This is a genomic window from Modestobacter excelsi, from assembly GCF_005930495.1.
In the GTDB taxonomy this organism is placed as follows: Bacteria; Actinomycetota; Actinomycetes; order Mycobacteriales; family Geodermatophilaceae; genus Modestobacter; species Modestobacter excelsi.
In genome coordinates this window covers 126,035-152,373 of record NZ_SJEX01000002.1, presented here as the reverse complement: position 1 = coordinate 152,373, position 26,339 = coordinate 126,035, and the positions used below count along the sequence as shown (strand labels likewise).

General features: G+C 74.9%; 26 protein-coding genes. 7 read left to right on the top strand and 19 right to left on the bottom strand.

Going from position 1 to position 26,339, the window contains the following annotated elements; genetic code table 11:
- Positions 1 to 390 precede the first annotated feature (390 nt).
- From tyrS to argC, 9 genes are read right to left on the bottom strand one after another with little or no spacing between them, the layout of a single operon-like run.
- On the bottom strand, positions 391 to 1,683 hold the full coding sequence (tyrS, locus tag FHL80_RS01820) for a tyrosine--tRNA ligase (RefSeq protein WP_138731755.1): 1,293 nt from the start codon (positions 1,681 to 1,683) through the stop codon (positions 391 to 393).
- Complete coding sequence (locus tag FHL80_RS01815) at positions 1,676 to 2,302, bottom strand: DNA-3-methyladenine glycosylase (protein WP_281283416.1); 627 nt, start codon at positions 2,300 to 2,302, stop codon at positions 1,676 to 1,678. Before FHL80_RS01815 ends, tyrS begins: the two co-directional genes overlap by 8 nt.
- 38 nt (positions 2,303 to 2,340) lie before the next feature.
- Positions 2,341 to 3,783, bottom strand: a complete 1,443-nt coding sequence (argH, locus tag FHL80_RS01810) for an argininosuccinate lyase (protein WP_138731754.1) — start codon at positions 3,781 to 3,783, stop codon at positions 2,341 to 2,343.
- Positions 3,780 to 4,334 (bottom strand): arginine repressor, encoded by a 555-nt coding sequence (locus tag FHL80_RS01805; protein ID WP_138731753.1) that lies wholly within the window; start codon positions 4,332 to 4,334, stop codon positions 3,780 to 3,782. Before FHL80_RS01805 ends, argH begins: the two co-directional genes overlap by 4 nt.
- 30 nt (positions 4,335 to 4,364) lie before the next feature.
- On the bottom strand, positions 4,365 to 5,312 hold the full coding sequence (argF, locus tag FHL80_RS01800; RefSeq protein ID WP_138731752.1) for an ornithine carbamoyltransferase: 948 nt from the start codon (positions 5,310 to 5,312) through the stop codon (positions 4,365 to 4,367).
- Entirely contained in the window at positions 5,309 to 6,493 is a 1,185-nt protein-coding gene (locus FHL80_RS01795; protein ID WP_138731751.1) for an acetylornithine transaminase, read from the bottom strand. The genes argF and FHL80_RS01795 overlap by 4 nt, the downstream gene beginning before the upstream one ends.
- On the bottom strand, positions 6,490 to 7,500 hold the full coding sequence (gene argB, locus FHL80_RS01790) for an acetylglutamate kinase (protein ID WP_138731750.1): 1,011 nt from the start codon (positions 7,498 to 7,500) through the stop codon (positions 6,490 to 6,492). Before argB ends, FHL80_RS01795 begins: the two co-directional genes overlap by 4 nt.
- Complete coding sequence (gene argJ, locus FHL80_RS01785) at positions 7,497 to 8,648, bottom strand: bifunctional glutamate N-acetyltransferase/amino-acid acetyltransferase ArgJ (protein ID WP_138731749.1); 1,152 nt, start codon at positions 8,646 to 8,648, stop codon at positions 7,497 to 7,499. The genes argB and argJ overlap by 4 nt, the downstream gene beginning before the upstream one ends.
- A complete protein-coding gene (gene argC / locus FHL80_RS01780; RefSeq protein WP_216870340.1) occupies positions 8,645 to 9,685 on the bottom strand; it encodes an N-acetyl-gamma-glutamyl-phosphate reductase in 1,041 nt (346 codons plus the stop codon). The genes argJ and argC overlap by 4 nt, the downstream gene beginning before the upstream one ends.
- Before the next feature lie 160 nt (positions 9,686 to 9,845).
- Between argC and FHL80_RS01775 the strand changes: the two genes are divergently transcribed.
- On the top strand, positions 9,846 to 10,727 hold the full coding sequence (locus tag FHL80_RS01775; RefSeq protein WP_138731747.1) for a diacylglycerol/lipid kinase family protein: 882 nt from the start codon (positions 9,846 to 9,848) through the stop codon (positions 10,725 to 10,727).
- Between the two features lie 140 nt (positions 10,728 to 10,867).
- The gene (locus FHL80_RS01770; protein WP_138731746.1) at positions 10,868 to 11,203 is read left to right on the top strand and encodes an STAS domain-containing protein; all 336 of its coding nucleotides are present in this window, start codon (positions 10,868 to 10,870) and stop codon (positions 11,201 to 11,203) included.
- 16 nt (positions 11,204 to 11,219) lie between these two features.
- On the opposite strand, the gene FHL80_RS01765 is transcribed toward FHL80_RS01770, so the two are convergent.
- The 3 genes from FHL80_RS01765 to pheS form a co-directional block, all read right to left on the bottom strand.
- The gene (locus FHL80_RS01765; protein WP_138731745.1) at positions 11,220 to 12,026 is read right to left on the bottom strand and encodes an SDR family NAD(P)-dependent oxidoreductase; all 807 of its coding nucleotides are present in this window, start codon (positions 12,024 to 12,026) and stop codon (positions 11,220 to 11,222) included.
- 70 nt (positions 12,027 to 12,096) lie between these two features.
- On the bottom strand, positions 12,097 to 14,559 hold the full coding sequence (pheT, locus tag FHL80_RS01760) for a phenylalanine--tRNA ligase subunit beta (protein ID WP_138731744.1): 2,463 nt from the start codon (positions 14,557 to 14,559) through the stop codon (positions 12,097 to 12,099).
- A gap of 70 nt (positions 14,560 to 14,629) precedes the next feature.
- Positions 14,630 to 15,697: a phenylalanine--tRNA ligase subunit alpha gene (gene pheS / locus FHL80_RS01755; RefSeq protein ID WP_138731743.1), complete on the bottom strand. Its 1,068-nt coding sequence runs from the start codon at positions 15,695 to 15,697 to the stop codon at positions 14,630 to 14,632.
- A 129-nt stretch (positions 15,698 to 15,826) separates the two neighbouring features.
- Between pheS and FHL80_RS01750 the strand changes: the two genes are divergently transcribed.
- Positions 15,827 to 18,079 (top strand): diguanylate cyclase domain-containing protein, encoded by a 2,253-nt coding sequence (locus FHL80_RS01750; RefSeq protein ID WP_138731742.1) that lies wholly within the window; start codon positions 15,827 to 15,829, stop codon positions 18,077 to 18,079.
- Positions 18,080 to 18,143: 64 nt separating this feature from the next.
- On the top strand, positions 18,144 to 18,986 hold the full coding sequence (locus FHL80_RS01745) for a DMT family transporter (RefSeq protein ID WP_138731741.1): 843 nt from the start codon (positions 18,144 to 18,146) through the stop codon (positions 18,984 to 18,986).
- A gap of 12 nt (positions 18,987 to 18,998) precedes the next feature.
- Here the strand turns inward: FHL80_RS01745 and FHL80_RS01740 are convergent, their stop codons facing one another.
- The 5 genes from FHL80_RS01740 to FHL80_RS01720 form a co-directional block, all read right to left on the bottom strand.
- Positions 18,999 to 19,805, bottom strand: a complete 807-nt coding sequence (locus tag FHL80_RS01740; RefSeq protein ID WP_246078388.1) for a TrmH family RNA methyltransferase — start codon at positions 19,803 to 19,805, stop codon at positions 18,999 to 19,001.
- A gap of 133 nt (positions 19,806 to 19,938) precedes the next feature.
- The gene (gene rplT / locus FHL80_RS01735; RefSeq protein WP_138731740.1) at positions 19,939 to 20,328 is read right to left on the bottom strand and encodes a 50S ribosomal protein L20; all 390 of its coding nucleotides are present in this window, start codon (positions 20,326 to 20,328) and stop codon (positions 19,939 to 19,941) included.
- A gap of 36 nt (positions 20,329 to 20,364) precedes the next feature.
- Positions 20,365 to 20,559: a 50S ribosomal protein L35 gene (gene rpmI, locus FHL80_RS01730; protein WP_014741225.1), complete on the bottom strand. Its 195-nt coding sequence runs from the start codon at positions 20,557 to 20,559 to the stop codon at positions 20,365 to 20,367.
- Between the two features lie 76 nt (positions 20,560 to 20,635).
- A complete protein-coding gene (infC, locus tag FHL80_RS01725; RefSeq protein WP_138731739.1) occupies positions 20,636 to 21,277 on the bottom strand; it encodes a translation initiation factor IF-3 in 642 nt (213 codons plus the stop codon).
- A 272-nt stretch (positions 21,278 to 21,549) separates the two neighbouring features.
- A complete protein-coding gene (locus tag FHL80_RS01720) occupies positions 21,550 to 22,044 on the bottom strand; it encodes a PH domain-containing protein (protein WP_138731738.1) in 495 nt (164 codons plus the stop codon).
- Positions 22,045 to 22,083: 39 nt separating this feature from the next.
- Between FHL80_RS01720 and FHL80_RS01715 the strand changes: the two genes are divergently transcribed.
- Entirely contained in the window at positions 22,084 to 22,698 is a 615-nt protein-coding gene (locus FHL80_RS01715) for a uridine kinase family protein (protein ID WP_138731737.1), read from the top strand.
- A gap of 67 nt (positions 22,699 to 22,765) precedes the next feature.
- Complete coding sequence (locus FHL80_RS01710) at positions 22,766 to 23,947, top strand: uroporphyrinogen-III synthase (protein WP_138731736.1); 1,182 nt, start codon at positions 22,766 to 22,768, stop codon at positions 23,945 to 23,947.
- Here FHL80_RS01710 and rraA read toward each other — a convergent pair.
- Entirely contained in the window at positions 23,944 to 24,423 is a 480-nt protein-coding gene (rraA, locus tag FHL80_RS01705; RefSeq protein WP_138731735.1) for a ribonuclease E activity regulator RraA, read from the bottom strand. The two genes, FHL80_RS01710 and rraA, sit on opposite strands and share 4 nt — an antisense overlap.
- Before the next feature lie 120 nt (positions 24,424 to 24,543).
- Here rraA and FHL80_RS01700 point away from each other — a divergent pair, with 120 nt between their 5' ends.
- Positions 24,544 to 24,867: a DUF6221 family protein gene (locus FHL80_RS01700; protein ID WP_138731734.1), complete on the top strand. Its 324-nt coding sequence runs from the start codon at positions 24,544 to 24,546 to the stop codon at positions 24,865 to 24,867.
- Here FHL80_RS01700 and FHL80_RS01695 read toward each other — a convergent pair whose 3' ends face one another.
- Positions 24,868 to 26,250, bottom strand: coding sequence for a nitrate/nitrite transporter (locus FHL80_RS01695; RefSeq protein ID WP_216870339.1), 1,383 nt, complete (start codon positions 26,248 to 26,250; stop codon positions 24,868 to 24,870). It lies immediately after the preceding gene.
- Positions 26,251 to 26,339: the final 89 nt, after the last annotated feature.

The window sequence follows — 26,339 nt, the reverse complement described above, 5'->3', positions numbered from 1 at the left end:
ACGCCGCCAGCGTTCGTCCTGAGCCAGGATCAAACTCTCCGTAGATGATTTGATCACAGCTGAGACCGAGAGTTGGCACTCTCGTTCAATCAACCAAAGGAACCCCACGAACCCCGAAGAATCCGCAAATGGGGGTATAGATACTTGGCACTGACTTTCGGCACGCTGTTGAGTTCTCAAGGAGCGGACGCGCGGAGAACCAGACCCTGGAAGGTCCTCGTCTTCGGCTTGTGTTGTCCTGCTCGGCGCCCCGTTCCGGCCTCGCGGTCGTTCCGGGCGCAGAGAGAAAGTTACGTGGCTGGGACGAGGGTGTCAAACCCGGGGGTCGTGACGCGCGCCACCTGCCCGGAACCCGCCCGTCACCCGGCGTTCACACGGCTGGAGCGGCCGTCAGGCGGCGGGCCCGGCCCCCGCCCGGTGCACGCCGGCCACCGATCGCTTCCCCTTGCGGAGCACCAGCCAGCCCCCGGGCAGCCAGTCCCCCGGAGCTGGCACGGCGTCGGCGTCGGTGACCCGGACGTTGTTCACGTACGCCCCGCCCTCCTTGACCGTTCGGCGCGCGTCGGACAGGGACGACGCCAGCCCGGTCCGCTGGAGGAGCGCGGACACCGGCGCGGCCGGGTCCTCGACCTCCACCGCACCCGCCTCGGTCAGCGCGGCCGCCAGCGTGGGCGGGTCGAGGTCGGTCAGCTCCGCCCGTCCGAACAGCGCTCGCCCGGCTGCCTCGGCCTGGGCGAGCTGCTCCGGCCCGTGCACCAGTCGGGTCAGCTCCTCGGCCAGCGCCCGTTGCGGCGCGCGCGACGCCGGGCGTTCCACCGACTCCGCGACCAGCGCCGCGACCTCCTTCGCCGGCCGCTCGGAGAACAGCGGCAGCCAGGCGCGCGCGTCGACGTCCTCGATGTTCAGCCAGTACTGGAAGAACGCGTAGGGGCTGGTGAGCTCCGGGTCCAGCCAGACGGTGGCGCCCTCGGTCTTGCCGATCTTCTTGCCGTCGGCCGTGGTGATCAGGGGCGTCGCGAGAGCGTGCGTGCCGGCCCCGTCCGTCCGGCGGACCAGGTCGACCCCGGCGGTGATGTTGCCCCACTGGTCGGACCCGCCGGACTGCAGCGTGCACCCGTGCCGCAGGAACAGCTCACGGAAGTCGTTGGCCTGCAGGATCTGGTAGCTGAACTCGGTGTAGCTGATCCCGGCGTCGCTGTTGAGCCGCGCCGAGACGGCCTCCTTGGCCAGCATTCGGTTGACCCGGAAGTGCTTGCCGAGGTCACGCAGGAAGTCGATGGCCGACAGCGGGGCGGTCCACTCCAGGTTGTCGACGTAGATCGGCGCGGCCAACCCCTGCTCGGCCGCCGGCAGGTCGAGGAAGGGCGCGACCCGCTGCCGGATGCGGTCCACCCACCGGGCCACCTGGCCCGGGTCGTTGAGCTGCCGCTCCGAGGAGGGCCGCGGGTCCCCGATCAGGCCGGTCGCCCCGCCCACCAGCACGATGGGCTGGTGTCCGGCGCGCTGGAGCGCCCGGAGGACCATGAACTGGATCAGGTGCCCGACGTGCAGGCTCGCCGCGGTGGGGTCGAACCCGCAGTAGTAGGTGACCGGGCCCTCCGCGAGGTGCGCGCGCAGCGCCTCCTCGTCGGTGCTCTGGGCGATCAGCCCGCGGCGGTGCAGCTCGTCGATCACGTCAGTCACGGACGTGATCCTGCCTGGCGGCCCGGCGGGGCTTGCCGCCCACCCGGAACGGGCTCACCGACGGCGCCCCGGTCTCCCAGAACCGCCACGGCAGCTCGGTGGCCACGCTGATCCCGACCCGGGGACCGGCCGAGAGGCCGGCGGGCGGTGCGCCCCGGTGCAGCCGCACGCCGGAGGTGGGGTCGAGCAGGGCCGCGCCGCGGTCGTCCGGGCCGATCGCGAGCGCCTGGGTGAGCCGCGCGGGGCCGCGGGCCAGGTCCCGCGCTGCCCGCGCGGCCGGACGGCGGGAGCGGGCCAGCTCCTCCCCCACCACCACCTCACCCGCCCGCATCAGCACCGCCGCACCGCGGCCGACCGGTCCGACGACGACGTTGGCGCACCAGTGCACGCCGTAGCTGAAGTACACGTAGAGCCGGCCGGGCGGGCCGAACATGATCTCCGCCCGGGGCGTCGGACCGCGGTGGGCGTGGGACGCCGGGTCCTCCCCCGCACCCGAGTACGCCTCGACCTCGGTCAACCGCAGCGCGACCCGCCCCTCCGGCCGGTCGGTGACCACCCAGCACCCGAGCAGCGACGGCGCGACGACGTCGACCGGCCCGAGCAGGTCCGCCGCCTCCAGCAGCGGACCCGGCTCGGGCGTCCGGGCAGCAGAGCTGGTCAGAGCGCCGCCGCCACCGGTGAGTGCAGCGCCCAGTCGCTGTGCTGCCGGGCCAGGTCGGCCAACGTGGTCAGCTGCTCGGCGACCCGCTCGGGCGCCGTCCCACCCTGGGCCTGGCGGGCCGACAGCGCACCCTCGACGTGCAGCACCGACCGCACCTCGGGGGTGAGCCGCTCGTCGATCCCGGCCAGCTGCTCGTCGTCCAGCTGGTCCAGCTCCAGTCCGGCCTCCTCGCAGAAGGAGACCATCGCGCCGCTGATCTCGTGCGCCGACCGGAACGGGACGCCGTTGGACACCAGCCACTCGGCGACGTCGGTGGCCAGCGCGAACCCCTGTGGCGCGGCCGCCTCGATGACCTCCGGGCGCAGCGTGAGGGTGGCGATCATCCCGGTGACCGCGGGCAGCAGCAGGCGCAGCTGCTCGACGGAGTCGAAGACCGGCTCCTTGTCCTCCTGCAGGTCACGGTCGTAGGCCAGCGGCAGCCCCTTGAGCGTCGTGAGCAGGCCGGTCAGGTTCCCGACGAACCGGCCGGCCTTGCCCCGGGCCAGCTCGGCGATGTCCGGGTTCTTCTTCTGCGGCATGATCGACGACCCGGTCGCCCAGGCGTCGTCCAGCCGGGCCCAGCCGAACTCGGTCGACGTCCACAGCACGACCTCCTCCCCCAGCCGGGACAGGTGGACGCCGACCAGCGCGGCGGCGAAGCAGAACTCGGCGGCGAAGTCACGGTCGCTGACCGCGTCGATGCTGTTGTCCGAGGCCCGGTCGAAGCCGAGCTCGGCGGCGACGGCGTCGGGGTCGAGCGGCAGCGACGACCCGGCCAGCGCGCCGGAGCCCAGCGGGCTCACCGCCGCCCGCTTGTCCCAGTCCAGCAGCCGGTCGACGTCCCGCGCGATCGAGTGCGCGTGGGCGAGCAGCTGGTGGGCGATGAGGATCGGCTGGGCGTGCTGCAGGTGGGTCATGCCCGGGGCGGCGACGTCCCGGTAGCGCAGCGCGAGCCCGATCAGGGCGTACTCCAGCGAGGCCAGCTCGCCGACGAGCGCGCGCACGTTGTGCCGCAGGTAGAGCCGCAGGTCGGTGGCGACCTGGTCGTTGCGGCTGCGTCCGGCGCGCAGCTTGCCGCCGAGCGTGCCCAGCTTGTCCAGCAGCCCGCGCTCGAGCGCCTCGTGCACGTCCTCGTCGGCCTCGGTCGGCGCGAACGTGCCGTCGGCGACCTCGGCGGACAGCTCGGTGAGCGCGCCGATCATGCGGGCCAGCTCGTCGACGGTGAGCAGACCCGCGCGCTCCAGCACCCGGGCGTGGGCCCGGGAACCGGCCAGGTCGTAGGGCGCCAGCCGCCAGTCGACGTCGGTGGACTTGGACAGCGCCGCCATCGCCGGCGAGGGGCCGCCGCCGAACCGGCCACCCCACAAGCGGGTCTGGCTGCCCTCGTTCGTCGCCGTCACGGTGCGCTCTCTTCCACGTCGTCGCTGCTCTCGGGGTCGGTCCGGGGGTCCGGGGAGCCGGCCGGCGTGCGCCGGGCGAGCGCCAGCAGCTGCTCGGCCAGCGCCGCCCCGCCGTCCGGCTCCCGGGAGACCACCAGGAGGGTGTCATCCCCGGCGATCGTGCCCAGCACACCCGGCAGGCCGACCTTGTCCAGACCGGACGCGAGGAACTGGGCAGCGCCCGGGGGTGTGCGCAGCACGGCCAGGTTGGCGCTGCCCTCGGCGCTGGTGAGCAGGTCGGCCAGCAGCCGGGTCAGCCGCGCCGGCGCGGCCTGGGCCGGGCGCAGCGGGGCGTTCTCCGGCGGCAGCACGTAGGACGCCGGAGCGCCGTCGGAGCCGCGCATCTTGACCGCGCCGAGCTCCTCGAGGTCCCGGGACAGCGTGGCCTGGGTGACGTCGACGCCGGACTCGGCTAGCAGCCGGGCCAGCTGGGTCTGCGAGGTGACCGGCCCGGCGCTGATCAGCTCCACGATCCGGGCGTGCCGGGCCGACCGGGTCAGCGCGCTGGTCACGCCCGGTCCACCGCGGTCATCGGCGTCGCCTCACTCGCTCTTCCCCAGCAGCCAGAGCAGCAGGGCCTTCTGCGCGTGCAGCCGGTTCTCCGCCTCGTCCCAGACCGCGCTCTGCGGGCCGTCGATCACCTCGGCGGCGATCTCCTTGCCGCGGTAGGCGGGCAGGCAGTGCAGGACGACGGCGTCGTCGGCCGCCCGGGCGAGCGCCGGCTCGTCCACGGCGTAGGGCAGGAACGGGGCGGTGCGGGCGTCGTGCTCGCCCTCCTGCCCCATCGACACCCAGGTGTCGGTGACCAGGACGTCGGCGCCGTCGGCGGCCGCGTGCGCGTCGGCGGTCCACTGCACCGAGCCGCCGGTCTCGGCCGCGATGTCCGCGGCCCGCTTCAGCACGGCCGGGTCGGGCTGGAAGGCGTCCGGGGAGCCGATCCGCACGTGCATGCCGGCCAGCGCGCCACCCAGCAGGTAGGAGTGCGCCATGTTGTTCGCGCCGTCGCCGAGGTAACTGAAGGTGAGCCCGGCGAGGGTGCCCTTCCGCTCGGCGACGGTCTGCAGGTCGGCCAGGATCTGGCACGGGTGGTACTCATCGGTCAGCGCGTTGACCACCGGCACCCGGCTGACCGCGGCCATCGCGTCGAGCCGGTCCTGCCCGAAGGTGCGCCAGACGATCGCCGCGACCTGCCGGTCCAGCACCCGGGCGGTGTCCTCGACGGATTCCCCGCGACCCAGCTGGCTGTTCCCGGAGTCGATGACCAGCGGCACGCCACCCAGGTCGGCGATGCCCACCGAGAAGGACACCCGGGTGCGGGTGGAGGGCTTGTCGAACAGCACGGCGACGGTCCGCGCCGTCCCGTTGGCGGCCCGCAGCGGGGTCGGCGCCCCGGCGGTGTGCCGGCCGGCCTTGAGCTGCGCGGCCAGCGCCAGCACCTCGGCCTGCTCGCCCGGGGTGAGGTCGTCGTCCTTGGTGAAGTGCCGGATCACTGCGGGGTCTCCTGGAGGGCGGCGTCGAGGGCCCCGGGGAGGGCCGCGATGAAGGCGTCGAGCTGGGCGTCGGTGACGACCAGCGGCGGGGCGAGCCGGACGACGTCCGCAGCGACCCCGTTGGTGAGGAAGCCGGCCGCACGCAGCTCAGCCTCCAGAGCGGCGGCGACCGGGGCGGTGAGGACGACACCGAGCAGCGCCCCCCGACCCCGGACCCCGCTGATGCCCGGGTGCCCGAGCCCCTCGACGCCGGCGGTGACGCGGTGCTCGATCTCCTTGGCCCGCTCCAGCAGCCCCTCGTCGCGGATGGTGTCCAGCACGGCCAGGGCCGCGGCGGCGGCGATCGGGTTCCCCCCGAAGGTCGAACCGTGCTGACCGGCGGTCATCAGCTCGGCCGCCGGGCCGAAGGCGAGGGTGGCCCCCAGCGGCAGCCCACCGCCGAGGGCCTTGGCGAGGGTGATGACGTCCGGCTGCAGCCCGTCGGCCTGGGAGGCGAACCAGTGACCGGTCCGACCGGTGCCGGTCTGCACCTCGTCGACGGCGAACAGCGCACCGGCGTCGCGGGCGGCCGACGCCGCGGCGGCCAGGTAGCCCGCGGGGGCCGGCAGCACGCCGCCCTCGCCCAGCACCGGCTCGAGCAGCACCATCGCGGTCTGCCCGCTCAGCTGCAGGGCGTCGGCGTCCCCGTAGGGCACGTGCCGCACGCCGCCGGGCAGCGGTGCGAAGGCGGCGGCCTTGCCGGGCTGACCGGTGAGCGCCAGGGCACCCATGGTGCGGCCGTGGAAGGACCCGACGGCGGTGACCACCTCGGGCCGGCCCGTCAGCCGGCTGATCTTGAACGCCGCCTCGTTGGCCTCGGCCCCGGAGTTGCAGAAGAAGACCCGGCCGGGCCGGCCGGTGAGCTCCAGCAGCCGCTCGGCCAGGCGGACGCCGGGCTCGTGCATGGCCAGGTTGGACACGTGGCCGAGGGTCGCGGCCTGGGTGGTGATCGCCTCGACGACCCTCGGGTGCGCGTGACCCAGGATCGTGGTGGCGATCCCGCCGAGCAGGTCGGTGTACTCGCGGCCGTCGACGTCCCAGACGGTGGCGCCCGCGCCGCGGGCCAGCGCCACCGGCGGCGTCCGGTAGTTGCCCATCATCACGGCCGACCAGCGGGTGGCCAGCTCCTCGGTGTGCGTCATGCTGTCGCCCCCTCCTCGGTGGTCGTCGGGCTGTCGGCCTGGGCCGGGACGACCATCGTCCCGGTGCCCTCGGTGGTGAACATCTCCAGCAGCAGGGCGTGCGGCAGCCGGCCGTCGACGACGGTCGCCCGCTTCACCCCGCCCTCGACCGCGCGGAGGCAGGCGGCCATCTTCGGGATCATCCCGGCGTCGAGGGTCGGCAGGATCTCGGCCAGCTCGGTGGCGTCGATCTGCTCGACCAGCGAGTCCCGGTCCGGCCAGTTGGCGTAGAGGCCCTCGACGTCGGTGAGGACGACGAGCTTCACCGCCCCCAGCGCGACGGCCAGCGCCGCGGCGGCGGTGTCGGCGTTCACGTTGTGCACCTGGCCGGCTGCGTCCGGCGCGACGGTGGCCACGACCGGGATGTGCCCCGCCTCGATCAGCGCGGTGACCGGGGCGGGGTCCACCGCGACGACGTCGCCGACCAGGCCGACGTCGACCGGCGCCCCGTCGACGACCGCCGCGGTGCGCTCGGCGGTGAACAGCCCGCCGTCCTCACCGGACAGCCCCACGGCCAGCGGGCCGTGCGAGTTGATCAGGCCGACGACCTCGGGGCCGACCTGCCCGGTGAGCACCATCCGGACGACGTCGATCGTCTCCTCTGTGGTGACCCGCAACCCGCCGCGGAACTCGCTGGGGATGCCCAGCCGGTTCAGCATGGCGCTGATCTGCGGGCCGCCGCCGTGCACGACGACCGGGTAGATGCCGCACGTCCGCAGGAACACCATGTCCTCGGCGAAGGCGCGACGGCACTCCTCGTCGACCATCGCGTGCCCGCCGTACTTCACCACCACCACGTTGCCGTGGAACTCGCGCAGCCACGGCAGCGCACCGGTGAGGACCGCGACCTTGCGCGCGTCGCCGTCGGGGTCGTTGGTCCGCATCACCCGCCGGGTGCCGATGAGCGGCCTGGGCGCGACCTCGTCGACCGCGACGTCGGGTGGGGTGGGGTCCTGGGCAGCGCTCATGTGGAGTAGGCCGAGTTCTCGTGCACGTAGGCGATGGACAGGTCGTTGGTCCAGATGGTGGCTTGCTCGGCACCGGCCCCGAGGTCGACGTCGATGGTGACGGCGCGCCCGGTCAGGTCGACGCCGTCGCGCGGGTCGCCGATCGCGCCACCGCGGCAGACGGTGACGCCGTTGATCGTCACGTCGACCTGGTCGGCCTCGAACGCGGCGTCGGTGGTGCCGATCGCGGCGAGCACCCGGCCCCAGTTCGGGTCGTTGCCGAACAGCGCCGTCTTCAGCAGGTTGTTCCGGGCGCAGGCCCGGCCGGCGGTCAGGGCATCGGCGACGCTGGCCGCGTTCCGGACGGTGATCGCGATGTCCTTGGTCGAGCCCTCCGCGTCGGCCAGCAGTTGCATGGCCAGGTCGGTGGCGGCCGCGGTGAGCGCCGCGGTGAACTCCTCGGCGCTCGGGGTGACCCCGCTGGCGCCGTTGGCCATCACGACGACCGTGTCGTTGGTGGACAGGCAGCCGTCGGAGTCCACCCGCTCGAAGCTGGCACCGGTCGCCGCGCGCAGGGCCGGCTCCAGCACGGCGGCGTCGACGACGGCGTCGGTGGTGAGCACGACGAGCATCGTGGCCAGGCTGGGCGCCAGCATCCCGGCGCCCTTGGCCATCCCGCCGACCGTCCAGCCGCCGCCGGTCTGCACCGTGGTCTTGGGGACCGAGTCGGTGGTCATGATCGCGCGGGCGGCGTCCGGACCGCCGTCGGCCGACAGCGCCTCCGCCGCCTCGCTCGCCCCGGCGAGCAGCCGCTCCATCGGCAGCCGGACCCCGATCAGGCCGGTGGAGGCGACGGCGACGTCGATCGCGCCGACGCCCAGCTGACCGGCGACGTGCTCGGCGGTCGCGTGGGTGTCGGAGAAGCCCTCGGGCCCGGTGCAGGCGTTGGCGCCACCGGAGTTCAGCACGACGGCCCTCAGCCGGTTGCCGGCGAGCACCTGGCGGCTCCAGAGCACCGGGGCGGCAGGGAAGCGGTTGGTGGTGAAGACCGCGGCCGCGACGTCGTCCGGCCCGTCGTTGACGACCAGCGCGACGTCCGGTGCCCCGCTGGACTTCAGCCCGGCGGCCACACCGGCGGCCCGGAACCCGGCGGGAGCGGTGACGGTCACGGCGCGACCCCCACCAGCGGCAGGCCGGTCGTCTCGGGCAGGCCGAGGGCCAGGTTGGCGCACTGCAGCGCGGCCCCGGCGGTGCCCTTCGTGAGGTTGTCGACCGCGGCCACCACGATCAGCCGGCCGGCGTCGGGGTCGACGGCGAGCTGCAGCTGCACGGTGTTGGCACCCAGCACGGCGGCGGTCGTCGGCCACTGCCCCTCGGGCAGCAGGTGGACGAACGGCTCGTCGGCGTAGGCCTTCTCGTACGCGGCGCGCGCCTGCTGCGCGTCGACGCCTGGCGCCAGCGGCGCGGAGCAGGTGGCCAGGATGCCCCGGCTCATCGGCACCAGGGTCGGTGTGAAGCTCACGCCGACCGGTGCACCGGCTGCCAGGGACAGGTTCTGCACCATCTCCGGGGTGTGCCGGTGGACCCCGCCCACGCCGTACGCGCTGGCCGAGCCCATCACCTCACTGCCCAGCAGGTGGGGCTTGGCCGACTTGCCGGCGCCGCTGGTGCCGCTGGCGGCGACGACGACCACGTCGGGGGTGACCAGCCCCGCGGCCAGCGCCGGGGCCAGCGCGAGGGTCACCGAGGTGGGGTAGCAGCCGGGGACGGCGATCCGCCGCGCACCGGCCAGCTGCTCCCGTTGGCCCGGCAGTTCAGGCAGCCCGTAGGGCCAGGAGCCGGCGTGCTCGCCGCCGTACCACCGGGCCCAGGCAGCCGGGTCGGTGAGCCGGTGGTCGGCCCCGCAGTCGATGACCAGGGTGTCCGCCGGCAGCTGCGCGGCGATCCCGGCGGACTCCCCGTGCGGCAGGGCCAGCACGACCACGTCGTAGCCGGCCAGCTCGTCGGCGTGGCTGGGCTTGACCTCGAGGTCGGCGTACGGGGTGAGGTGCGGCTGCAGCTCACCCAGGCGTCGGCCGGCACTCGAGTTGGCATGCACCCCGGTCAGCTGCAGCCGCGGGTGCCCGGCCAGCAGCCGGCACACCTCACCGCCCGCGTACCCGGTGGCGCCGGTGACCCCGACCGTCCACGTCCGTCCCTCGTCCACGATGCATGACCATACACAGCCATGCATGGCTGTGCACTGGCGGGACCGGTGTCGCAGTCGCGGCAGCAGGCACCCGGCGGGCACAGTGCTCCCTGCCGGCCTCCCCCGCCTGCCCGACCGGGCAGCACGACCGCCCGCTCACCTCGAGGAGCCCGCCCGCATGCAGCCGTTCGACCGGATCGTCGTCGTCTTCAACCCGCACAGCACCGGGAACGCGCCGGCGTCGGCCGAGCAGCTGCGGGCCGAGCTGGAGCGGCGGCTCCCCGCCGTCCCGGTCGAGCTCCGCCCCACCCGGTACGCCGGGCACGCCCGGGAGATCGCCCGTGAGGTGGCGGCCACCGGACGGCCACTGCTGGTCTCGGTCAGCGGCGACGGCGGCTACAACGAGGTGGTCGACGGGGTGATGCAGGCCGGCAACGACCAGGCTGTGTGCGCCGTGCGGGCCGCCGGCAACGCCAACGACCACCGCCGGACGACGCGCGAGCACCACCTGGCCGACGCGATCGTGGCCGGCGAGGTGCGCCGGATCGACCTGCTGCGGCTCACCCTGAGCCGGAGCGCAGAGGTCCGCACCCGGTACGCCCACTCCTACATCGGCGTGGGCCTCACCCCGGTCGTCGCCCTCGACCTGGAGAAGGGCGGCAAGGGCTCCTGGCGGGAGATCGTGTCGGTGGTGCGCGGGTTCGCGCGGTTCCGCCCGTTCCCGATCCGGCTGGAGGACGGCCGGCGGCGCAGCATCGACAGCCTGCTGTTCGCCAACATCCCCGAGATGGCCAAGTACGCGACCCTGAGCGAGGGCGGCCGGCCCGACGACGGCCTGTTCGAGGTGGTCACCCAGCAGCGGACCGGCAAGCTCCAGGTCCTGGCGACCGCGCTGCGCGCCGCGACCCGTGGCCTGGGCCCGCAGCCGAGCACCACCCACTACGCGTTCACCGCGCTGGCGCCGATGCCGCTGCAGCTGGACGGCGAGCTGGTGGAGCTGGAGGCGGGCACGCTGGTGACCGTCGACATCGCCGCGGGGGCGCTGGCGACGGTGGTCTGACCGGGTCGCGGCCGTGGTGCCCCTGGGGCGCGCGGGACTGCACAGGCTGCGGGGAGGTGGCTCCCAGCGGTTCTGTCAGCACCCCCGTGCACAGTCCCCGCTGACCGGGACGACGGGCCCGGTCGGAGGGGAGCACTGCCATGGGAGCCAGCCACCGGACGCACTCGCCGGAGCTGCCCGGCGCCATCCACCTGGTCGAGGAGGACGGCGAGCCGGTGCTCCGGTTGAGCGGTGAGGTCGACTCGCTGGTGGTCGACGACTGGCACGCCGCCGGGCCGAGGGGATCCCGCACCGCGGTGGCGGTGGACGTCTCGGCGGCGACCTTCCTCGACTGCCGCGGGTTGCGGCTGCTGGTGCGGGAGACCGAGCCGACCCGGCGGTCGGGCCGGGTGCCCGAGCTGCGGCACCCGACCCGCGCGGTACGACGGATGGTGGAGATGTCCGGTGCGGCCCCGCTGTTCGCGACCGTGGGCTGACCTCCCGGCCGGCGGGTCAGGCGACCGGGTCGTCGGGTCCGTAGGGCAGCAGCCGCAGTCGCCGGGCGTCGCCCTCGGGCGTCGTCGCGCGCAGCGTGTCCAGGTCGTCGACGCCGGACCGGAAGAACCGGCCGGACCACTGGTCGAGCTCGCCGGCCGCGATCGCCACCGCGAGCGCGACGACGTCCTCCGGCCGGGTCCACTCGGTGCGCCCGGCGTGCATGGGCATCGCCCGGGTCATCCGGGTGTCGATGACGCCGGGCGCCAGGTCGAAGGCCCGCACCCCGTGCTCGGCCCCGGCCAGGTGGATGCCCTCGGTGATCCGCATCTGCGCGCTCTTGCCCGCGGAGTACGCGCTGTACTCGGCGCTGCCGCGGGTGCCCAGACCACTGCCCAAGCCGATCACCCGGCCGCCACCGGCGGCGATCATCCCGGGGACGACGGCCCGGGAGACCAGGAACGGCCCGTGCACCTGGCTCTCCACGACCTGCCACCACTGGGTGGGGTCGGCCTCCCAGAGCGGCACCTCCGCGGCGTCGATGGACCCGGCGTTGTTCACCAGCAGGGTCACCGGACCGAGCTCGGCGGTCACCCGGTCGACCGCCGCCTGCACGGCGGCGGGATCGGTGACGTCGGCGGCCACGGCGAGCGTGCGCGCGCCGGTGGCCGCGGCGACCTCGTCCATCGCGGTGCTCAGCCGGTCCGCCGAGCGGGCCAGCCCGGCCACGGCCGCACCCCGCTCGGCGAGTCCCTGCGCCAGGTGCCGGCCGATCCCGGCCGACGCGCCGGTGACGAGTGCGACGGTGCCCGAGAGGTCTGTCATCCGGTTTCGTGTGGCCCCGTCCCGGGGCCCGCCCTGAGCCTGCGAAGGGTGGGGAGGACGGGGTCCTTCTTCAGCCACGGAGGACCGCCCCGGTCCGCTCGGCCGCCGTCGCGATCGCCGCGTCGCGCGCGGCGTTGGCCTCCTCGCCGGTCAGCGTGCGTTCGGGCGCGCGCAGGGTCAGCGCGTAGGCCAGCGACCGGGACCCGGCCGGCACCGGAGGCCCGGTGTAGACGTCGAACAACTGCAGCCGCTCCAGCAGCTCACCGGCACCGGCGCGCAGCGCGGCCTGGACGTCGGCGGCCGGGACCTCCTCGGGCACGACGAGCGCCAGGTCGACCAGGACCGGCGGGAAGTTCGAGATCGGCGGTCCCACGGGCACCGGTGCGGGCGGCAGCGCGTCGACGTCGAGCTCCATGGCGCAGGTCCGCGCGGGCAGGTCCAGCGCGGCGCACACCCGCGGGTGCAGCTCGCCGGCGTGCCCGACGACCTGCTCCCCCACCACCAGCTCGGCGCACCGGCCCGGGTGCCACGGCGCCAGGTCACCGGCGCGCACGGTCAGCTCGACCCCGGCGGTGGCGGCCACGATGCGGGCGGCCTGGACCGCGTCGGCCCAGCCGGCCGGCCGGCCGGGGCCCCACCAGCCGCGCGGCTCGCGGTGGCCGGTCAGCACGACGGCGACGTGCCACGGCTGGGCCGGCACCGCGCCCAGCAGCGCGGCGAGCGTCTCGTCGTCCGGGCGCCGGTCGACGCCGGGGACGGGCGCCGGGATGCGCCGGTCGCCGGGGAACACCGACCCGTGCTCGAAGACGGCGACGTCGCGCTGCCCACGGGACAGGTTGCGGGCCAGCGTGGCGAGCAGGCCGGGCAGCAGCGTCGTCCGCAGCGCCGGTTCCTCCTCCGACAGCGGGTTGCGCACCACGACCACCGACCGGCGGACGTCGTCCTCGGGCAGGCCGAGCGCGTCGAGCGCCGCCGTCCCGACGAACGGGTAGGCCGGGGCCTCGACGTACCCGGCCTCGGCCAGCGCCCGGCCGATGCTGCGTCGTCGGCGCTGCCGCTCGGTCAGCCCGCGACCGGGCGGCACGTTGGGCAGCACCGAGGGGATGTCGTCGTACCCGGCGAGCCGGACGACCTCCTCGACCAGGTCCGCCGGGTCGGTGAGGTCGGGCCGCCAGGACGGCGGGGTGACCTGCAGCTGGTCCCCGTCCGCGTCGACGCCGGCGCCGACCGCGGTCAGCGCCTCGATCACCTGGGACGTCGGGTAGTCGACCCCCGCGATCCGGGCCGGCCGGCCGGCGTCCAGCGGGATCGCCGGGCGCGGTCCGCGGGTGTCCGCGTCGACCGGCGAGCCGACGACGCGGGCCCCGCCGTGCTCGGCCAGCAGCGCGGCGGCCCGGGCCAGCGCCACCACGGTGACCTCCGGGTCGGTGCCGCGCTCGAAGCGCTTGGCCGCCTCGCTGGGCAGCTTGTGCCGGCGGACCGTGCGGGCGATGCCGGTCGGCTCCCAGTGGGCCGCCTCCAGCAGCACGCTCGTGGTCCGGTCGCCGATCTCCGTGGACGCACCGCCCATGACGCCGGCCAGGCCGATCGGGCCGGAGTCGTCGGTGATCAGCAGGTCGTCGGCGTCCAGGGTCCGGTCGACGCCGTCCAGCGTGGTCAGCCGCTCCCCCGCCGTGGCGCGCCGCACCACGATCGGGCCGCGCACGGTGCCCCGGTCGAAGGCGTGCATCGGCTGGCCGAGCTCGAGCATCACGTAGTTGGTGACGTCGACGGCCAGCGAGATGCTGCGGATGCCCGACTGCGCCAGCCGGCGGCGCATCCACCACGGGCTGGGTGCGGTCGGGTCCAGGCCCTCCATCGCGATCATCGAGAAGCGGTCGCAGCGCGCCCCGTCGGCCACCTCGACCTGCCAGGCGGGCGCCCCCGACCAGGCCGGCGGGGTGACCGCGCCGGCGTCCCGCCAGTCGACGGCCAGCCCGGTGCCGATCTCCCGGGCGATGCCGCGCATGGCCAGGCAGTAGCCCCGGTCGGGGGTCACGTTGAGCTCGATCACGACGTCGTCCAGACCGAGCAGGCCGGCCGCCGGCGTCCCCGGCTCGAAGCCGTCCTGACCCAGCACCAGGATGCCGGCGTGGTCCTCGCCGATGCCGAGCTCGCGGACCGAGCAGATCATCCCGTCGGACACGTGGTCGTAGGTCTTCCGGGCGGCGATCGCGAAGTCCCCGGGCAGCACGGCGCCGGGCAGCGCCGCCACCACCAGGTCGCCGACGGCGAAGTTGCGGGCACCGCAGACGATGCCGCGGGGTTCGTCCTCGCCCACGTCCACCTGGGTGTAGCGGATCGGCTTCTTGAAGCCGGTCAGCTCCTCGATCTCCAGCACCCGGCCGACCACCAGCGGCCCGGTGGTGACCGGGGGCCGGTGGACCTCCTCGACCTCCAGGCCGAGCCGGACGAAGGCGGTGTCGAGCTCCTCGACGGTGGTGCCCGCGGGCAGGTCGACGTGCTCGGCCAGCCAGCCGATGGGGACTCTCACTGCGTCACCAGGCTGCTGCGCAGCCCGTTCGCTCCGCTCCTCACTGGCTGGCGCTCGCTGCGATGCTCACTCACTGTTCCACTCCGAATGCCGTGGTGAACCGGATGTCGCCCTCGACGATGTCGCGCATGTCGCCGACCTCGTGGCGGAACTGCAGGGCACGCTCGATGCCGCAGCCGAACGCGAAGCCGGTGTACGTCTCCGGGTCGATGCCGCAGGCGGTGAGCACCCGCGGGTTGACCATGCCGCAGCCACCCCACTCGACCCAGCGCGGGCCGTCGCGGTGCTCGGGGAACCAGACGTCGAACTCCGCCGAGGGCTCGGTGAACGGGAAGTAGGACGGCCGCCAGCGGGTGACCGCGTCGGCGCCGAACAGCTGCCGGGCCAGGTGGTCCAGGGTGCCGCGCAGGTGCGCCATGGTCAGCCCCCGGTCGACCGCCAGGCCCTCGACCTGGTGGAACACCGGGGTGTGCGTCGCGTCCAGCTCGTCGGTCCGGTACACCCGGCCGGGCGCGACCACGTAGATCGGCGGCTGGCGCTCCAGCATGGTGCGCGCCTGCACCGGGCTGGTGTGCGTGCGCAGCACCAGGCCGGAGTCCTCCGGGGCGACGAAGAGGGTGTCCATCATCGAGCGGGCCGGGTGGTCGGTGCTGATGTTGAGCGCGTCGAAGTTCAGCCACTCCGCCTCGAGCTCCGGGCCCTCGGCGACCTCGTAGCCCATGCCGACGAAGACGTCGGCGATCCGGTCGGTCAGCGTGGTGAGCGGGTGCCGGGCACCGCGGGGCGTGCGGTCCCAGGGCAGGGTCACGTCGACCCGTTCCTCCGCCAGCACCCGCTCGTCGCGCTCGGCCTCCAGCACGGCGAGCCGGGCGGTGTAGGCGTCGGTGACGGCGACCCGGGCGGCGTTGACCCGCTTGCCGGCGTCGGACCGGGCGGCCGGGGGCAGCGCACCGAGCTCGCGGCGGGCCAGCAGGACCGGCGCCCGGTCGCCCAGGTGCGCCGGCCGGGCGGCGGCCAGCGCCTCCAGGTCACCGGCGGCGGCGAAGGCCTCGGTCGCGGCCCGCACCGCGCCGTCGAGGGTCTCCGCGGACAGCGCGGCGACCTGCTTGGGGTCGTAGGGGTCGTTGGCGCCAGACACGGGAGGCCATTCTGCCCGGCGGGGCGCGGTGCCCGCGCCCGGGTTCCAGCCGGCCGCCCGATCACCCTTTGGGATGCCCCGCCCGGCAGATCGGCCAGGGAGCCACCGCTCGCGGTCGATGGGGCCCTGGTGACCACGACAGAGGCCCCGGCCTCGACCATCGACGAGGTGCTCCGCACCGGCGGCGTGCACAGCGTGTACCAGCCCATCGTGGAGCTGGACACCGGCCGCATCGTCGCCTACGAGGCGCTCGCCCGTGGGCCGCACGGCCCGCTGCACACCCCCGACGCGCTCTTCGCCGCCGCCCGCGCCGCCGGACGGCTCAGCGACCTGGACGCGCTCTGCCGCGCGGCGGCGCTGCGCGGGGCGGTGGCCGCGGAGCTCGGCCCGCCGTTGACCGTGTTCGTCAACGTCGAGCCCGAGGTGCTGGAGTCCGCGCCGCTGGAGGAGCTGCTCGCGATCGCCACCACGGCCCCGGCCGGGCTGCGGGTCGTCGTGGAGATCACCGAGCGGGCGCTGGCCACCCGGCCGGCCGACCTGCTGCGCGCCGTCGAGCGGGTCCGCGAGGTCGGCTGGGGCATCGCCCTGGACGACGTCGGCGCGGACTCGATGTCGCTGGCCTTCATGCCGTTGCTCCGCCCCGACGTCATCAAGCTGGACCTGCGGCTGGTCCAGGAGCGGCCCGGCCCGGCCGTCGCGGAGATCATGAACGCGGTCAACGGCTACGCCGAGCGCACCGGCGCGGTCGTCCTGGCCGAGGGGATCGAGGACGAGGCGCACCTGGCCATGGCCTCCGCCCTGGGCGCCAGCCTCGGTCAGGGCTGGCACTTCGGCCGGCCGGCCGCCGCCGCCGTCCCCGGGAGCACCGTCGGCCGACTCGTGCTGCCGTCGGCAGGTGCCCCCGCCGTCGACCCGGAGGACTCGCCGTTCAGCTGCCTGCCCGCGGGCACCCAGCTGCGGACCGCCCCCAAGGCGCTGCTCATCGAGCTCAGCAAGCACCTGGAGCGCCAGGCGATGCGGCTCGGTGAGACCTGCGTCGTCGCCGCCACCTTCCAGGAGGCCCGGCACTTCACGCCGGCGACCGCGCTGCGCTACCGCGACCTGGTGGCGCGCACCGGCTTCGTCTGCGCCCTCGGCGAGGACCTGCCGGTCGAGCCGCTGCCCGGCGTGCGCGGCGCCGCGCTCGCCCCGGACGACCCGGTGCGCGGTGAGTGGGACGTCGTCGTGCTCAGCCCGCACTTCAGCGCGGCGCTGCTCGCCCGGGACCTCGGCGACGGCGGCCCGGACCTGCAGCGCCGGTACGAGTACGCGCTGACCTACCAGCGGCGCACCGTCGAGCAGGCCGGCGTCTCGCTGGTCGCCCGGGTGGCGGCCCAGCCGGTGACGCCGGAGCCGGCCGCGGACCTCGTCGAGGACCCCACCGCGGTCGTGCGCCGCAGCGAGGGCTCCGACGGCGCGACGCTGCAGGAGCTGGTGCTGCAGCGTGCGCTGGCCGCCACGACCAGCGGGGTGGCGATCGCCGACATGACCGCCCCGGACCAGCCGCTGGTCTACGTCAACGCGGCGTTCGAGCAGCTCGCGGGCCTCCCCACGGGCAAGGCGCTGGGCCGCAACTGCCGCTTCCTGCAGGGCCCGGACACCGACCCCGGCGTGGTGGCCCGGATGCGCCAGGCGATCCGGGAGGGCACGGAGTTCCGCGCGACCCTGCTCAACCACCGCGGCCCCCAGCGGGAGCCGTGGTGGAACGAGATCCACCTGGCCCCGGTGCTCGACAGCTCCGGCCTGGTGGTCCAGTACATCGGCGTGCAGACCGACGTGACCGCGCGGGTGACCGCCGAGCGCGAGCTGCTGCAGGAACGGGACCGCACCCGCCGGCACCTGGCCCAGATCGAGGAGCTGGCCTACACCGACCCGCTGACCGCGCTGCCCAACCGGCGCCGCTTCGAGGAGCGGATGGAGTCCGCGCTGTGGCAGGCCCGGCTCGACGGCACCGCCGTCGCCCTGCTCTTCCTCGACCTGGACGGCTTCAAGGCGGTCAACGACGCACTGGGCCACGCCGCCGGGGACGAGCTGCTGCAGGTGGTCGCCGACCGGCTGCGTGGCCGGCTGCGCCGCGGCGACCTGCTCGCCCGGCTGGGCGGTGACGAGTTCCTCGTCGGTCTGGTCGGGCTGGACCCGGCGACGGCGCCCGGGGAGGCCGCGCGGGTCGCCGACCAGCTGCAGGCCGTGCTGACCGAGCCGGTGACGCTGGGTGCGGGGACCGTGCAGGTCCGGGCGAGCGTCGGGGTGAGCGTGCACCCCGACGACGGCGCCGAGTTCGGCCCGCTGCTGCACCGTGCCGACGCCCGGATGTACGCCCGCAAGCACCCCGCGGTGGGCTGACGAAGCCCCTCGCTGGACCATCGGGGTCTGCGCCGCCGGCGCGGAGCTGATCCCGGGAGGTCACGTGGCGGTGCTCCTGGCCCTGGCGTCGGCCGTCGTCTACGGCGCGTCGGACTTCCTCGGCGGGCTGTCCAGCCGACGCGCGTCGGTGTTCGGCGTCGTCGTGCTGTCCCAGGCCATCGGCCTGCTCGCGCTGCTGGTCCTGCTCCCCTGGCTGGGCGGTCCGGTGCAGCCGGCCGACCTGGCCTGGGGCGCAGCCGCGGGCCTGGCCGGTGCGGCCGGGCTGGTCGTCTTCTTCCGCGCGCTGGCCGCCGGCGTGATGAGCGTCGTCGCTCCGGTCACCGCGGTGACCGCGGCCGCGGTCCCGGTGCTCGTCGGGCTGCTGAGCGGCGACAGCGTCCCCGCCTGGGCCGCCGTGGGCATCGCCCTGGCGCTGGTCGCCGTGGTGCTGGTCTCGGCCGACGGCGGCCTGTCGGCGCTGCGGACGGCACGGCCGGTCAGCCTGCTCCCCGCCCTCGTCGCCGGCGCCGCCTTCGGGGTCTTCTTCGTCCTGCTCGACCGCACCTCCGCCGACGCCGGGCTGACCCCGCTGGTGGCGGCCCGGGTGGCCTCGGCGGCCTTCGTCACCGTGCTGGCCGTCCTCGGCAGGCGGTCGCTGCGGGTGCCGAGGACGGCCGTCCCGCTGGTCGCGCTGTCGGGCGTCGGGGACATGACCGCGAACGCGCTGTTCCTGCTCGCCACCCAGCAGGGCGGTGCCCTGGCGATCACCGGGGTGCTGGCCTCGCTCTACCCGGTCAGCACCGTCGTCCTGGCCCAGCTGGTGCTGCGGGAGCGGCTGGGCCGCGCGCAGGTGGCCGGGCTGGTGACGGCCGTGGCGGCCGTCGTCCTGATCACGCTCCCCGGCTGAGCGGCTCGGCGCTCAGCCCTGGGCGAGCTGGGTGGCGTAGAGGCAGATGGACGCGGCGACGGACAGGTTGAGGCTCTCCGCCCGGCCCCGCATCGGGATGCGCACCCGGGCGTCGGCGGCGGCCGCCAGCCCGGCGTCCAGACCCCGCGCCTCGTTGCCGAACAGCCAGAGGACCGGGGCGGCCAGCAGTCCGTCGTCGGCGGCCTCGTCCAGCGCCACCTCCCCCCCGCCGTCGGCGGCCAGCACCATCGTCCCGGCGGCCTGGACCCGCGGCACCAGCTCGGCCAGCGACGCACCGCGGACGACGTCGACGTGGAAGAGGCTGCCGGCGCTGCTGCGGACGACCTTGCCGTTGTACGGGTCGGCCGAACCGGCCCCGAACACCACCGCACCGGCACCGCAGGCATCGGCGGTGCGCAGCACGGTGCCGGCGTTGCCCGGGTCGGCGAGCTCGGCCAGCGCCACGGCCAGGCGCGGCGGGTCGGTGACCAGGGTGTCGGCACCGACGTCACGCAGCGCGCAGACGGCCACCAGGCCCTGCGGCGTCACGGTCTCCGACAGCGACGCGGCGGCCCGCTCGGTGACCACGTGCACCGGCACCCGGGTGCCGGTCAGCAGCTCGGTGTGGGCGACCGCGGCGACCTCGGTGACGAACAGCTCGAGGACGGCGTCCGGGTCGGTCTCCGCCTCGGCGAGCGCCTCGCCGACCGCCTGCCGCCCCTCGGCGAGGAAGGCCCCGGCGTCGTCCCGGCCGCTGCGGCGGGTGAGCTTGCGGGCGGCGGCGACCCGCGCCGAGCGCTCGGTCATGACGTCGGGCACGGGGTTCCCCTCGGAGGTGGGCGGACAGACGACGACGCCGCCGCGGGGAGCTGGGCTCCCTGCGACGGCGTCGGCGGCCCCGTCCAGAGGCTCGCCCCGAGCGTGCGAGGGGTGAGGAGGACGGGGTGTTCCTCTAGGCGGCAGCAGCGCCGGTCGCCTCGGGGTTCGCGGCGAGCGCGGCCCGGGCGGAGCCCACGAGCGTGGCGAAGGCGGCGGGCTCGTTGACGGCGAGCTCGGCCAGGACCTTGCGGTCCAACTCGATGCCGGCGAGCTTGAGGCCCTGCATGAACCGGTTGTAGGTCATGTCGTTCTGCCGCGCCGCGGCGTTGATCCGGGTAATCCACAGCTTGCGGAAGTCACCCTTGCGGACCTTGCGGTCGCGGTAGTTGTAGGTCGCGGAGTGGAGGATCTGCTCCTTGGCCTTGCGGTACAGCCGCGAGCGCTGGCCGCGGTAGCCGCTGGCCGCCTCGAGGGTGGTGCGACGCTTCTTCTGGGCGTTGACCGCCCGCTTCACGCGTGCCACGTGAGAGCTCCGTTCTGCTCGTAGAGGTGGGGGCGGTCAGAGACCGAGGAGCTTCTTCATCCGGCCGGTGTCGGCCTTGGAGAGCTCGCCGGTGCCGCTGATCCGACGCTTCCGCGAGCCGGACTTGTACTCGAACTTGTGCTGGTTGTTCTGGTGCTCGGCCACCAGCTTGCCGGTGCCCGTGACCTTGATCCGCTTCGCGGCGCCCTTGTGGGTCTTGTTCTTCGGCATCTCTCGGTCCTGTTCGTGTCTGCCCGGCGGCGCGCAGCAGCGCTGCGCGTCGCGGGTGCGTCGGGTGGGCCGCCGGCTAGGCCGGGGGCGCCTGCTCGGCCTGCGCCGGCTCGTCGTTGGCCGCGTGCTTCTCCTGCTTCGCGGTGCGCCGGGCAGCATCGGTCGCCGCCTGGTTCCGGTGCGGAGCGATCACCATGACCATGTTCCGGCCGTCCTGCTTGGGGTTGGACTCCACCACCCCGAGGTCGGCGACGTCGCCGGCCAGTCGCTGCAGCAGCTTGTAGCCCATCTCGGGCCGGGACTGCTCGCGACCGCGGAACATCACGGTGATCTTGACCTTGTCGCCGCCCTTGAGGAAGCGCTCGACGTGGCCCTTCTTGGTCTCGTAGTCGTGCGGGTCGATCTTCAGGCGCAGCCGCATCTCCTTGATGACGGTGAGCGCCTGGTTGCGCCGCGCCTCACGGGCCTTCTGCGCGGCTTCGTACTTGAACTTCCCGTAGTCCATGAGCTTGACGACGGGCGGCCGGGCCATGGGCGCGACCTCGACCAGGTCGAGTTCGGAGTCCTGGGCCAGGCGCAGCGCCTCGCCGATCGAGACGACGCCGACCTGCTCGCCCTCCGGTCCGACCAGGCGGACCTCCGGGACGCGGATACGGTCGTTGATGCGGGGCTCGGTGATGGCCTCTCCTCTGCTGCGTGGATGAGGATCCGCACCCACCCGGGCCACCGACGACAAAGGCCCCGTGAGCTGGTGCTCACAGGGCCCACTCGCCGGATGCCGCAGCTCCCCGCGGACGGGGTGCTGCGGACGCGACGACCGGACGTGCCGGTCGTCGCGAACCGGGACCTGGGTGCCTGTGCGGCGCCAGGTGGGAGCGGGCTCCTCTTTGGTGGGTGACCGGGACTGGAAGGATCTCGGCCACCGTGGTTCTCGCGCCTCGATGTAGCGGGGGGAGGCACGCCCACCTTACAGCGCGGGAGCGGCTCCCGTCATTCCCGGGGGTACAGCAGGTCCTCGCGGGGGACGACGTGCCGCGCCTGGTGGTCGGCGAGCAGCGCCCGCAGGCCGCGGACGGCGACGAGGGCGCGCTCCCCGTCGGCCGCCTGGACCGCGGAGACGGCCAGCTCGTCGTCGTTGGTGAGCAGCAGGGTCGCCCACGGCGAGTGCTCGTTGAAGCGCACCGCCTTCACCGCCGACCAGGGCACCTCGTGGTTGATCACGACGTTGCGCACCCGCAGCCCGTCGGCGTCGGCGTCCACCCGGGACCTGCCGATGAGCAGCACGCCGGCGCCCATCGCCAGGCCCAGGCCGACCATCGCCACCTGGTCGGCGGTGTGGAAGGACACGACGCCGGTGGTCGAGGACTTCAGCAGGACGGCGACCACGGTCATCGCCACGACCAGCCCGGCGGCGGCCAGCGCGGTGATCAGCCGCAGCCGCCGGGGGACGGCGGAGACCGGGCGGGGGGTGGTGTCGGCGGGCACGGCTCCAGTCTGCACCGCCCGCGCTGGCAGAGTGCGGGCGTGCAGGCGGCGAGCGGGGCGACACCGGGGCGGGGCACCTTCGCCGCCCTCGCCGACCAGGTGCGGGCTGCCGCGCCCCGGCTGGGCGTCACCCGGCTGGTGTGCGTGGACGGGCCGGCCGGGTCGGGCAAGACCAGGTTCGCGGGCAGGCTCGCCGCCGAGCTCGGCGCCCCGGTGCTGCACATGGACGACGTCTACGCCGGCTGGACCCTCACCGGCGGGTTCGCGCGGCTGGCCGCCGGGGTGCTGCGGCCGCTGCGGGAGGGCCGGGCCGGCGCCGTCCACCGGTACGACTGGCCCGCGGGGCGGTTCGCCGAGCTGGTCCACGTGCCGGCCGGCCCGGCGCTGGTCGTCGAGGGCTGCGGCAGCGCGCCGCGGGACGTCGACCCGTACGCCGTGCTGCGGGTGTGGGTGGAGGCACCCCGCACGGTGCGGATCGCGCGCGGCATCGCCCGGGACGGCGAGGCGTTGCGGGCCCACTGGCTGCGCTGGCAGCAGCAGGAGGCGGCGGAGTTCGCCGGCCAGGACACCCGCGCCCGGGCCGACCTGCTCATCGACGGGACCGCCGGGACCGGTGAGCGGGAGTACGCCCTGCTGCGGGACGGCCGGGGCTGACCGGGCACCGCGACCACCCGACCTGCCCCGTCACACGGTTGGAACACCGAGGCCGCACCATGGAGGAGTGACCGACCCCGCGCTCGACCGTGAGACGGACGGCCCGGCCGGAGCAGCGCCTGCTGCCGGCGCTGCCGCGCCCCCGGCCGAGGAGCTGCTGCCGCTGCGCGGCTACACCGTGGCGGTGACCGCCGCCCGGCGCAGCGAGGAGCTCGGCGCGCTGCTGGACCGGCGCGGCGCCCGGGTGCTCCACGCCCCGGCGATCCGGATCGTGCCGCTGGCCGACGACGCCGACCTGGTCGCCGCCACCCGCGAGGTCCTCGCCGCCCCCGTGGACCTGGTGGTGGCGACGACGGGGGTCGGGTTCCGCGGCTGGCTGGAGGCGGCCGAGGCGTGGGACCTGCCGCTGCGCGAGCACCTGCAGCACGCCCGGGTGCTGGCCCGCGGCCCGAAGGCCCGCGGGGCGATCCGTGGGGCGGGGCTGGTCGATGCCTGGTCACCGGCGTCGGAGAGCTCCGCGGAGGTGCTGGAGCACCTCCTCTCCGGTGCCGAGGGGCCGCTGCCGGGTCGCCGGATCGCCGTCCAGCTGCACGGTGACCCCCTGCCCGAGCTCGTCGCCGGGCTGGTCCGGGCCGGCGCGGAGGTGGTGCGGGTCCCCGTCTACCGGTGGGTGCTGCCGGAGGACACCGCCCCGTTGCGCCGTCTGGTGGTCACGATCGCCGGGCGCGGGGTGGACGCGGTGACCTTCACCAGCGCGCCGGCGGCGGCCAGCCTGCTCCAGGTGGCCGGCCAGGAGGGCGTACGGGCCGGGGTGCTCACCGCCTTCGCCGAGGCCGTCCTGCCGCTGGCGGTCGGCCCGGTGACCGCCTCCCCGCTCGAGGCGGCCGGGATCCGCACCGTCCAGCCCGAGCGGGCCCGGCTGGGGGCGCTGGCCCGCTCGGTGGTCGCCGAGCTGCCCGCCCGGCACCCGGTGCTGACCGCCGGCCCGCACACCCTGCAGGTTCGCGGGCACGCCGCCGTCCTCGACGGTCGGCTGGTGGAGCTGCCGCCGGGCCCGATGGCGGTGCTGCGGGCCCTCGCCCGCCGGCCCGGCGTCGTGGTGTCCCGGCCGGACCTGCTCGCCGAGCTCTCCGGCGGCGGCGACGCGCACGCGGTGGAGATGGCGGTGACCCGGCTCCGGGCGGCCCTCGGCGCGCCGGTCGTGGAGACCGTGGTCAAGCGGGGCTACCGGCTCGCCGCCGGGACCTAGGGCGCCGCGGGCAGCAGCACGACGCCGTCCGCGTCGGCGACCAGCCACTCCCCCGCGCGGAAGGTGACCCCGGCGAACCGGCAGGGCCCGCCCTCCCGACCGCGGTCGCCGCCCCGCGCGCCCCGGCGTGGGAACACCGACAGCGCGCGCACCCCGATCGGCTGGGCCGCCATCTCCGCGACGTCCCGGACGGCACCGTTGACCACCACCCCGGCCCAGCCGGAGGCCGCGGCGACCGTCGCCAGGGTGCCCCCGAAGAACGCGCAGCGCTGGTCCCCGCCGCCGTCGACGACCAGCACCCGCCCCTCCCCCGACCGCTCGAACACGGCCCGGACCAGGGCGTTGTCCATGGTGACCGTGACGGTCACCATGCTCCCGCTGAAGGCGGCGGCACCGCCGAAGGCGGACAGGACCGGGTCGCACACCTGGGCGTCGGGGCGCTCGTCGCAGAGGTCGGTGGTGGGCTGGGGTGGCATGGACCGGGCTCGCTCTTCTCGGACGGGCGGGACGGCCGATCATGCTCGCTGCCCACGGGCGGACCGGCGCGCCGGGTCGCCCGCCGGGTCCGCGGCCGCCCCGAGGGGGATGATCGGGCGATGGAGCCGCCCGTCATGGACCTGGTGGGCTTCCTGCTCGCCCGCATCGCCGAGGACACGAACGCCACCGCCGGCCTCGCGGAGGACGCCGGCGCGGACGGGACCGCCGAGCGGGTGCGCGCGGACTGCGCGGCCAAGCGGAAGGTCGTGCTCGCCTGCCAGGCCGCCGCACCGGACCTGCGCTTCCTGGGCGCCCGGCCGTCCGGGCTGCCCGACTTCCCGCTACCGCCCAAGGACCTGCACCAGCTGGCCGCGCTCACCCTCGCCCTGCTCGCCACTCCGTACACCGAGCACCCCGATTTTGAGCAGGTCTGGCGCCCCTGATCACACTCCGGCGAGCTTGGTCCCCGGGCGGAGGTAGACGACCCAGGTGACGACGACGCAGACGGCGTAGAAGGCGATGAAGGCCAGGTAGGCGCCGTCCCCGCTGCCGGTGGACAGGAACGACTGGCGGAAGGCCAGGTTGACCAGCACCCCGCCGGAGGCGCCGACGGCCCCGGCGATGCCGATGACCGCCCCCGACGTCCGCAGTGCGTGCCGGTCGGCGGTCGCCGGGTCGGTGCCGGCGGCGACGGCGTCCATCGCCCGGGTCCGGAACACCGCCGGGATCATCTTGTACGTCGAGCCGTTGCCGATCCCGCTGAGCACGAACAGCAGCACGAAGCCGAGCAGGAACAGCGGCAGCGACCCGACCTGACTGGCGACGAGCACGACCGCTGCGCCACCCGCCATGGCGATGAAGTTCCAGAAGGTGATCCGCGCGCCGCCGAACCGGTCGGCCAGCGACCCGCCGAGCGGCCGGATCAGCGACCCGAGCAGCGGCCCGAGCCAGGTGAGCTGCGCGGCGGCCAGCGGCGTGGCGAAGTCCTGCGCGAACTGGTTCTGCAGCACCTGGCCGAAGGCGAAGCCGAACCCGATGAACGAGCCGAAGCTGCCGATGTAGAGGAACGACAGGATCCAGGTGTGCCCTTCGCGGGTGGCCTCCCGCATCGCCCGGGGCTGGTTGCGCGCCGTCGTCAGGTTGTCCATCAGCAGCGCGGCGCCGACCGCGGCGACGACGATCAGCGGCAGGTAGACGACCAGCACGATCCGCGGGTGCGCGGCGCCGGCCGTGGCCAGCACGAGCAGGCCGATCAGCTGGATGACCGGGACGCCGAGGTTGCCGCCGCCCGCGTTCAGCCCGAGCGCCCAGCCCTTGAGCCGGGTCGGGTAGAAGGCGTTGATGTTCGTCATCGAGCTGGCGAAGTTGCCGCCGCCCACGCCGGCCAGGCAGGAGACCACCAGCAGCGTCGTGTACGAGACGCCGGGCTCCAGCACGACCGCGGTCGCGATGGTCGGGACCAGCAGCAACGACGCGCTGATGACCGTCCAGTTCCGGCCGCCGAACTTCGCGACGGCGAAGGTGTAGGGCAGCCGGACGAAGGCGCCCAGCGCGGTCGGCAACGTGGTGAGCAGGAACTTGCCGGCCGGGTCGATGCCGAACACCGGCTCGGGCAGGAACAACACCATCACCGACCACAGGCTCCAGATCGAGAAGCCGATGTGCTCGGAGAAGACGGAGAAGAACAGGTTCCGGCGGGCGATCGGCTCACCGGTGGACTGCCAGAAGTCAGGGTCCTCGGGGCGCCAGTCGTCGATCCACCGACCGCCGAGGCGGCCGGGGGCGCGCTGGGTCGAGGTGGTGGTGGGTTCGGTGGCGGTGGCCATGCACCGACGGTGGCGGCCCCGCGTTCCCCTGCCGTTGCCGCCGAGGTGGACTCGTGTTCCGTTGTCCGCACGGTGGCTGCCCCGCTGTG

Excerpts from the sequence above, each read along its gene's own strand:
- FHL80_RS01795 (WP_138731751.1), bottom strand. The coding sequence starts at position 6,493 with ATGACGCACACCGAGGAGCTGGCCACCCGCTGGTCGGCCGTGATGATG.
- argB (WP_138731750.1), bottom strand. The coding sequence starts at position 7,500 with ATGAGCGCTGCCCAGGACCCCACCCCACCCGACGTCGCGGTCGACGAG.
- FHL80_RS01775 (WP_138731747.1), top strand. The coding sequence starts at position 9,846 with ATGCAGCCGTTCGACCGGATCGTCGTCGTCTTCAACCCGCACAGCACC.
- FHL80_RS01770 (WP_138731746.1), top strand. The coding sequence starts at position 10,868 with ATGGGAGCCAGCCACCGGACGCACTCGCCGGAGCTGCCCGGCGCCATC.
- FHL80_RS01765 (WP_138731745.1), bottom strand. The coding sequence starts at position 12,026 with ATGACAGACCTCTCGGGCACCGTCGCACTCGTCACCGGCGCGTCGGCC.
- rpmI (WP_014741225.1), bottom strand. The coding sequence starts at position 20,559 with ATGCCGAAGAACAAGACCCACAAGGGCGCCGCGAAGCGGATCAAGGTC.
- rraA (WP_138731735.1), bottom strand. The coding sequence starts at position 24,423 with ATGCCACCCCAGCCCACCACCGACCTCTGCGACGAGCGCCCCGACGCC.
- FHL80_RS01700 (WP_138731734.1), top strand. The coding sequence starts at position 24,544 with ATGGAGCCGCCCGTCATGGACCTGGTGGGCTTCCTGCTCGCCCGCATC.
- FHL80_RS01695 (WP_216870339.1), bottom strand. The coding sequence starts at position 26,250 with ATGGCCACCGCCACCGAACCCACCACCACCTCGACCCAGCGCGCCCCC.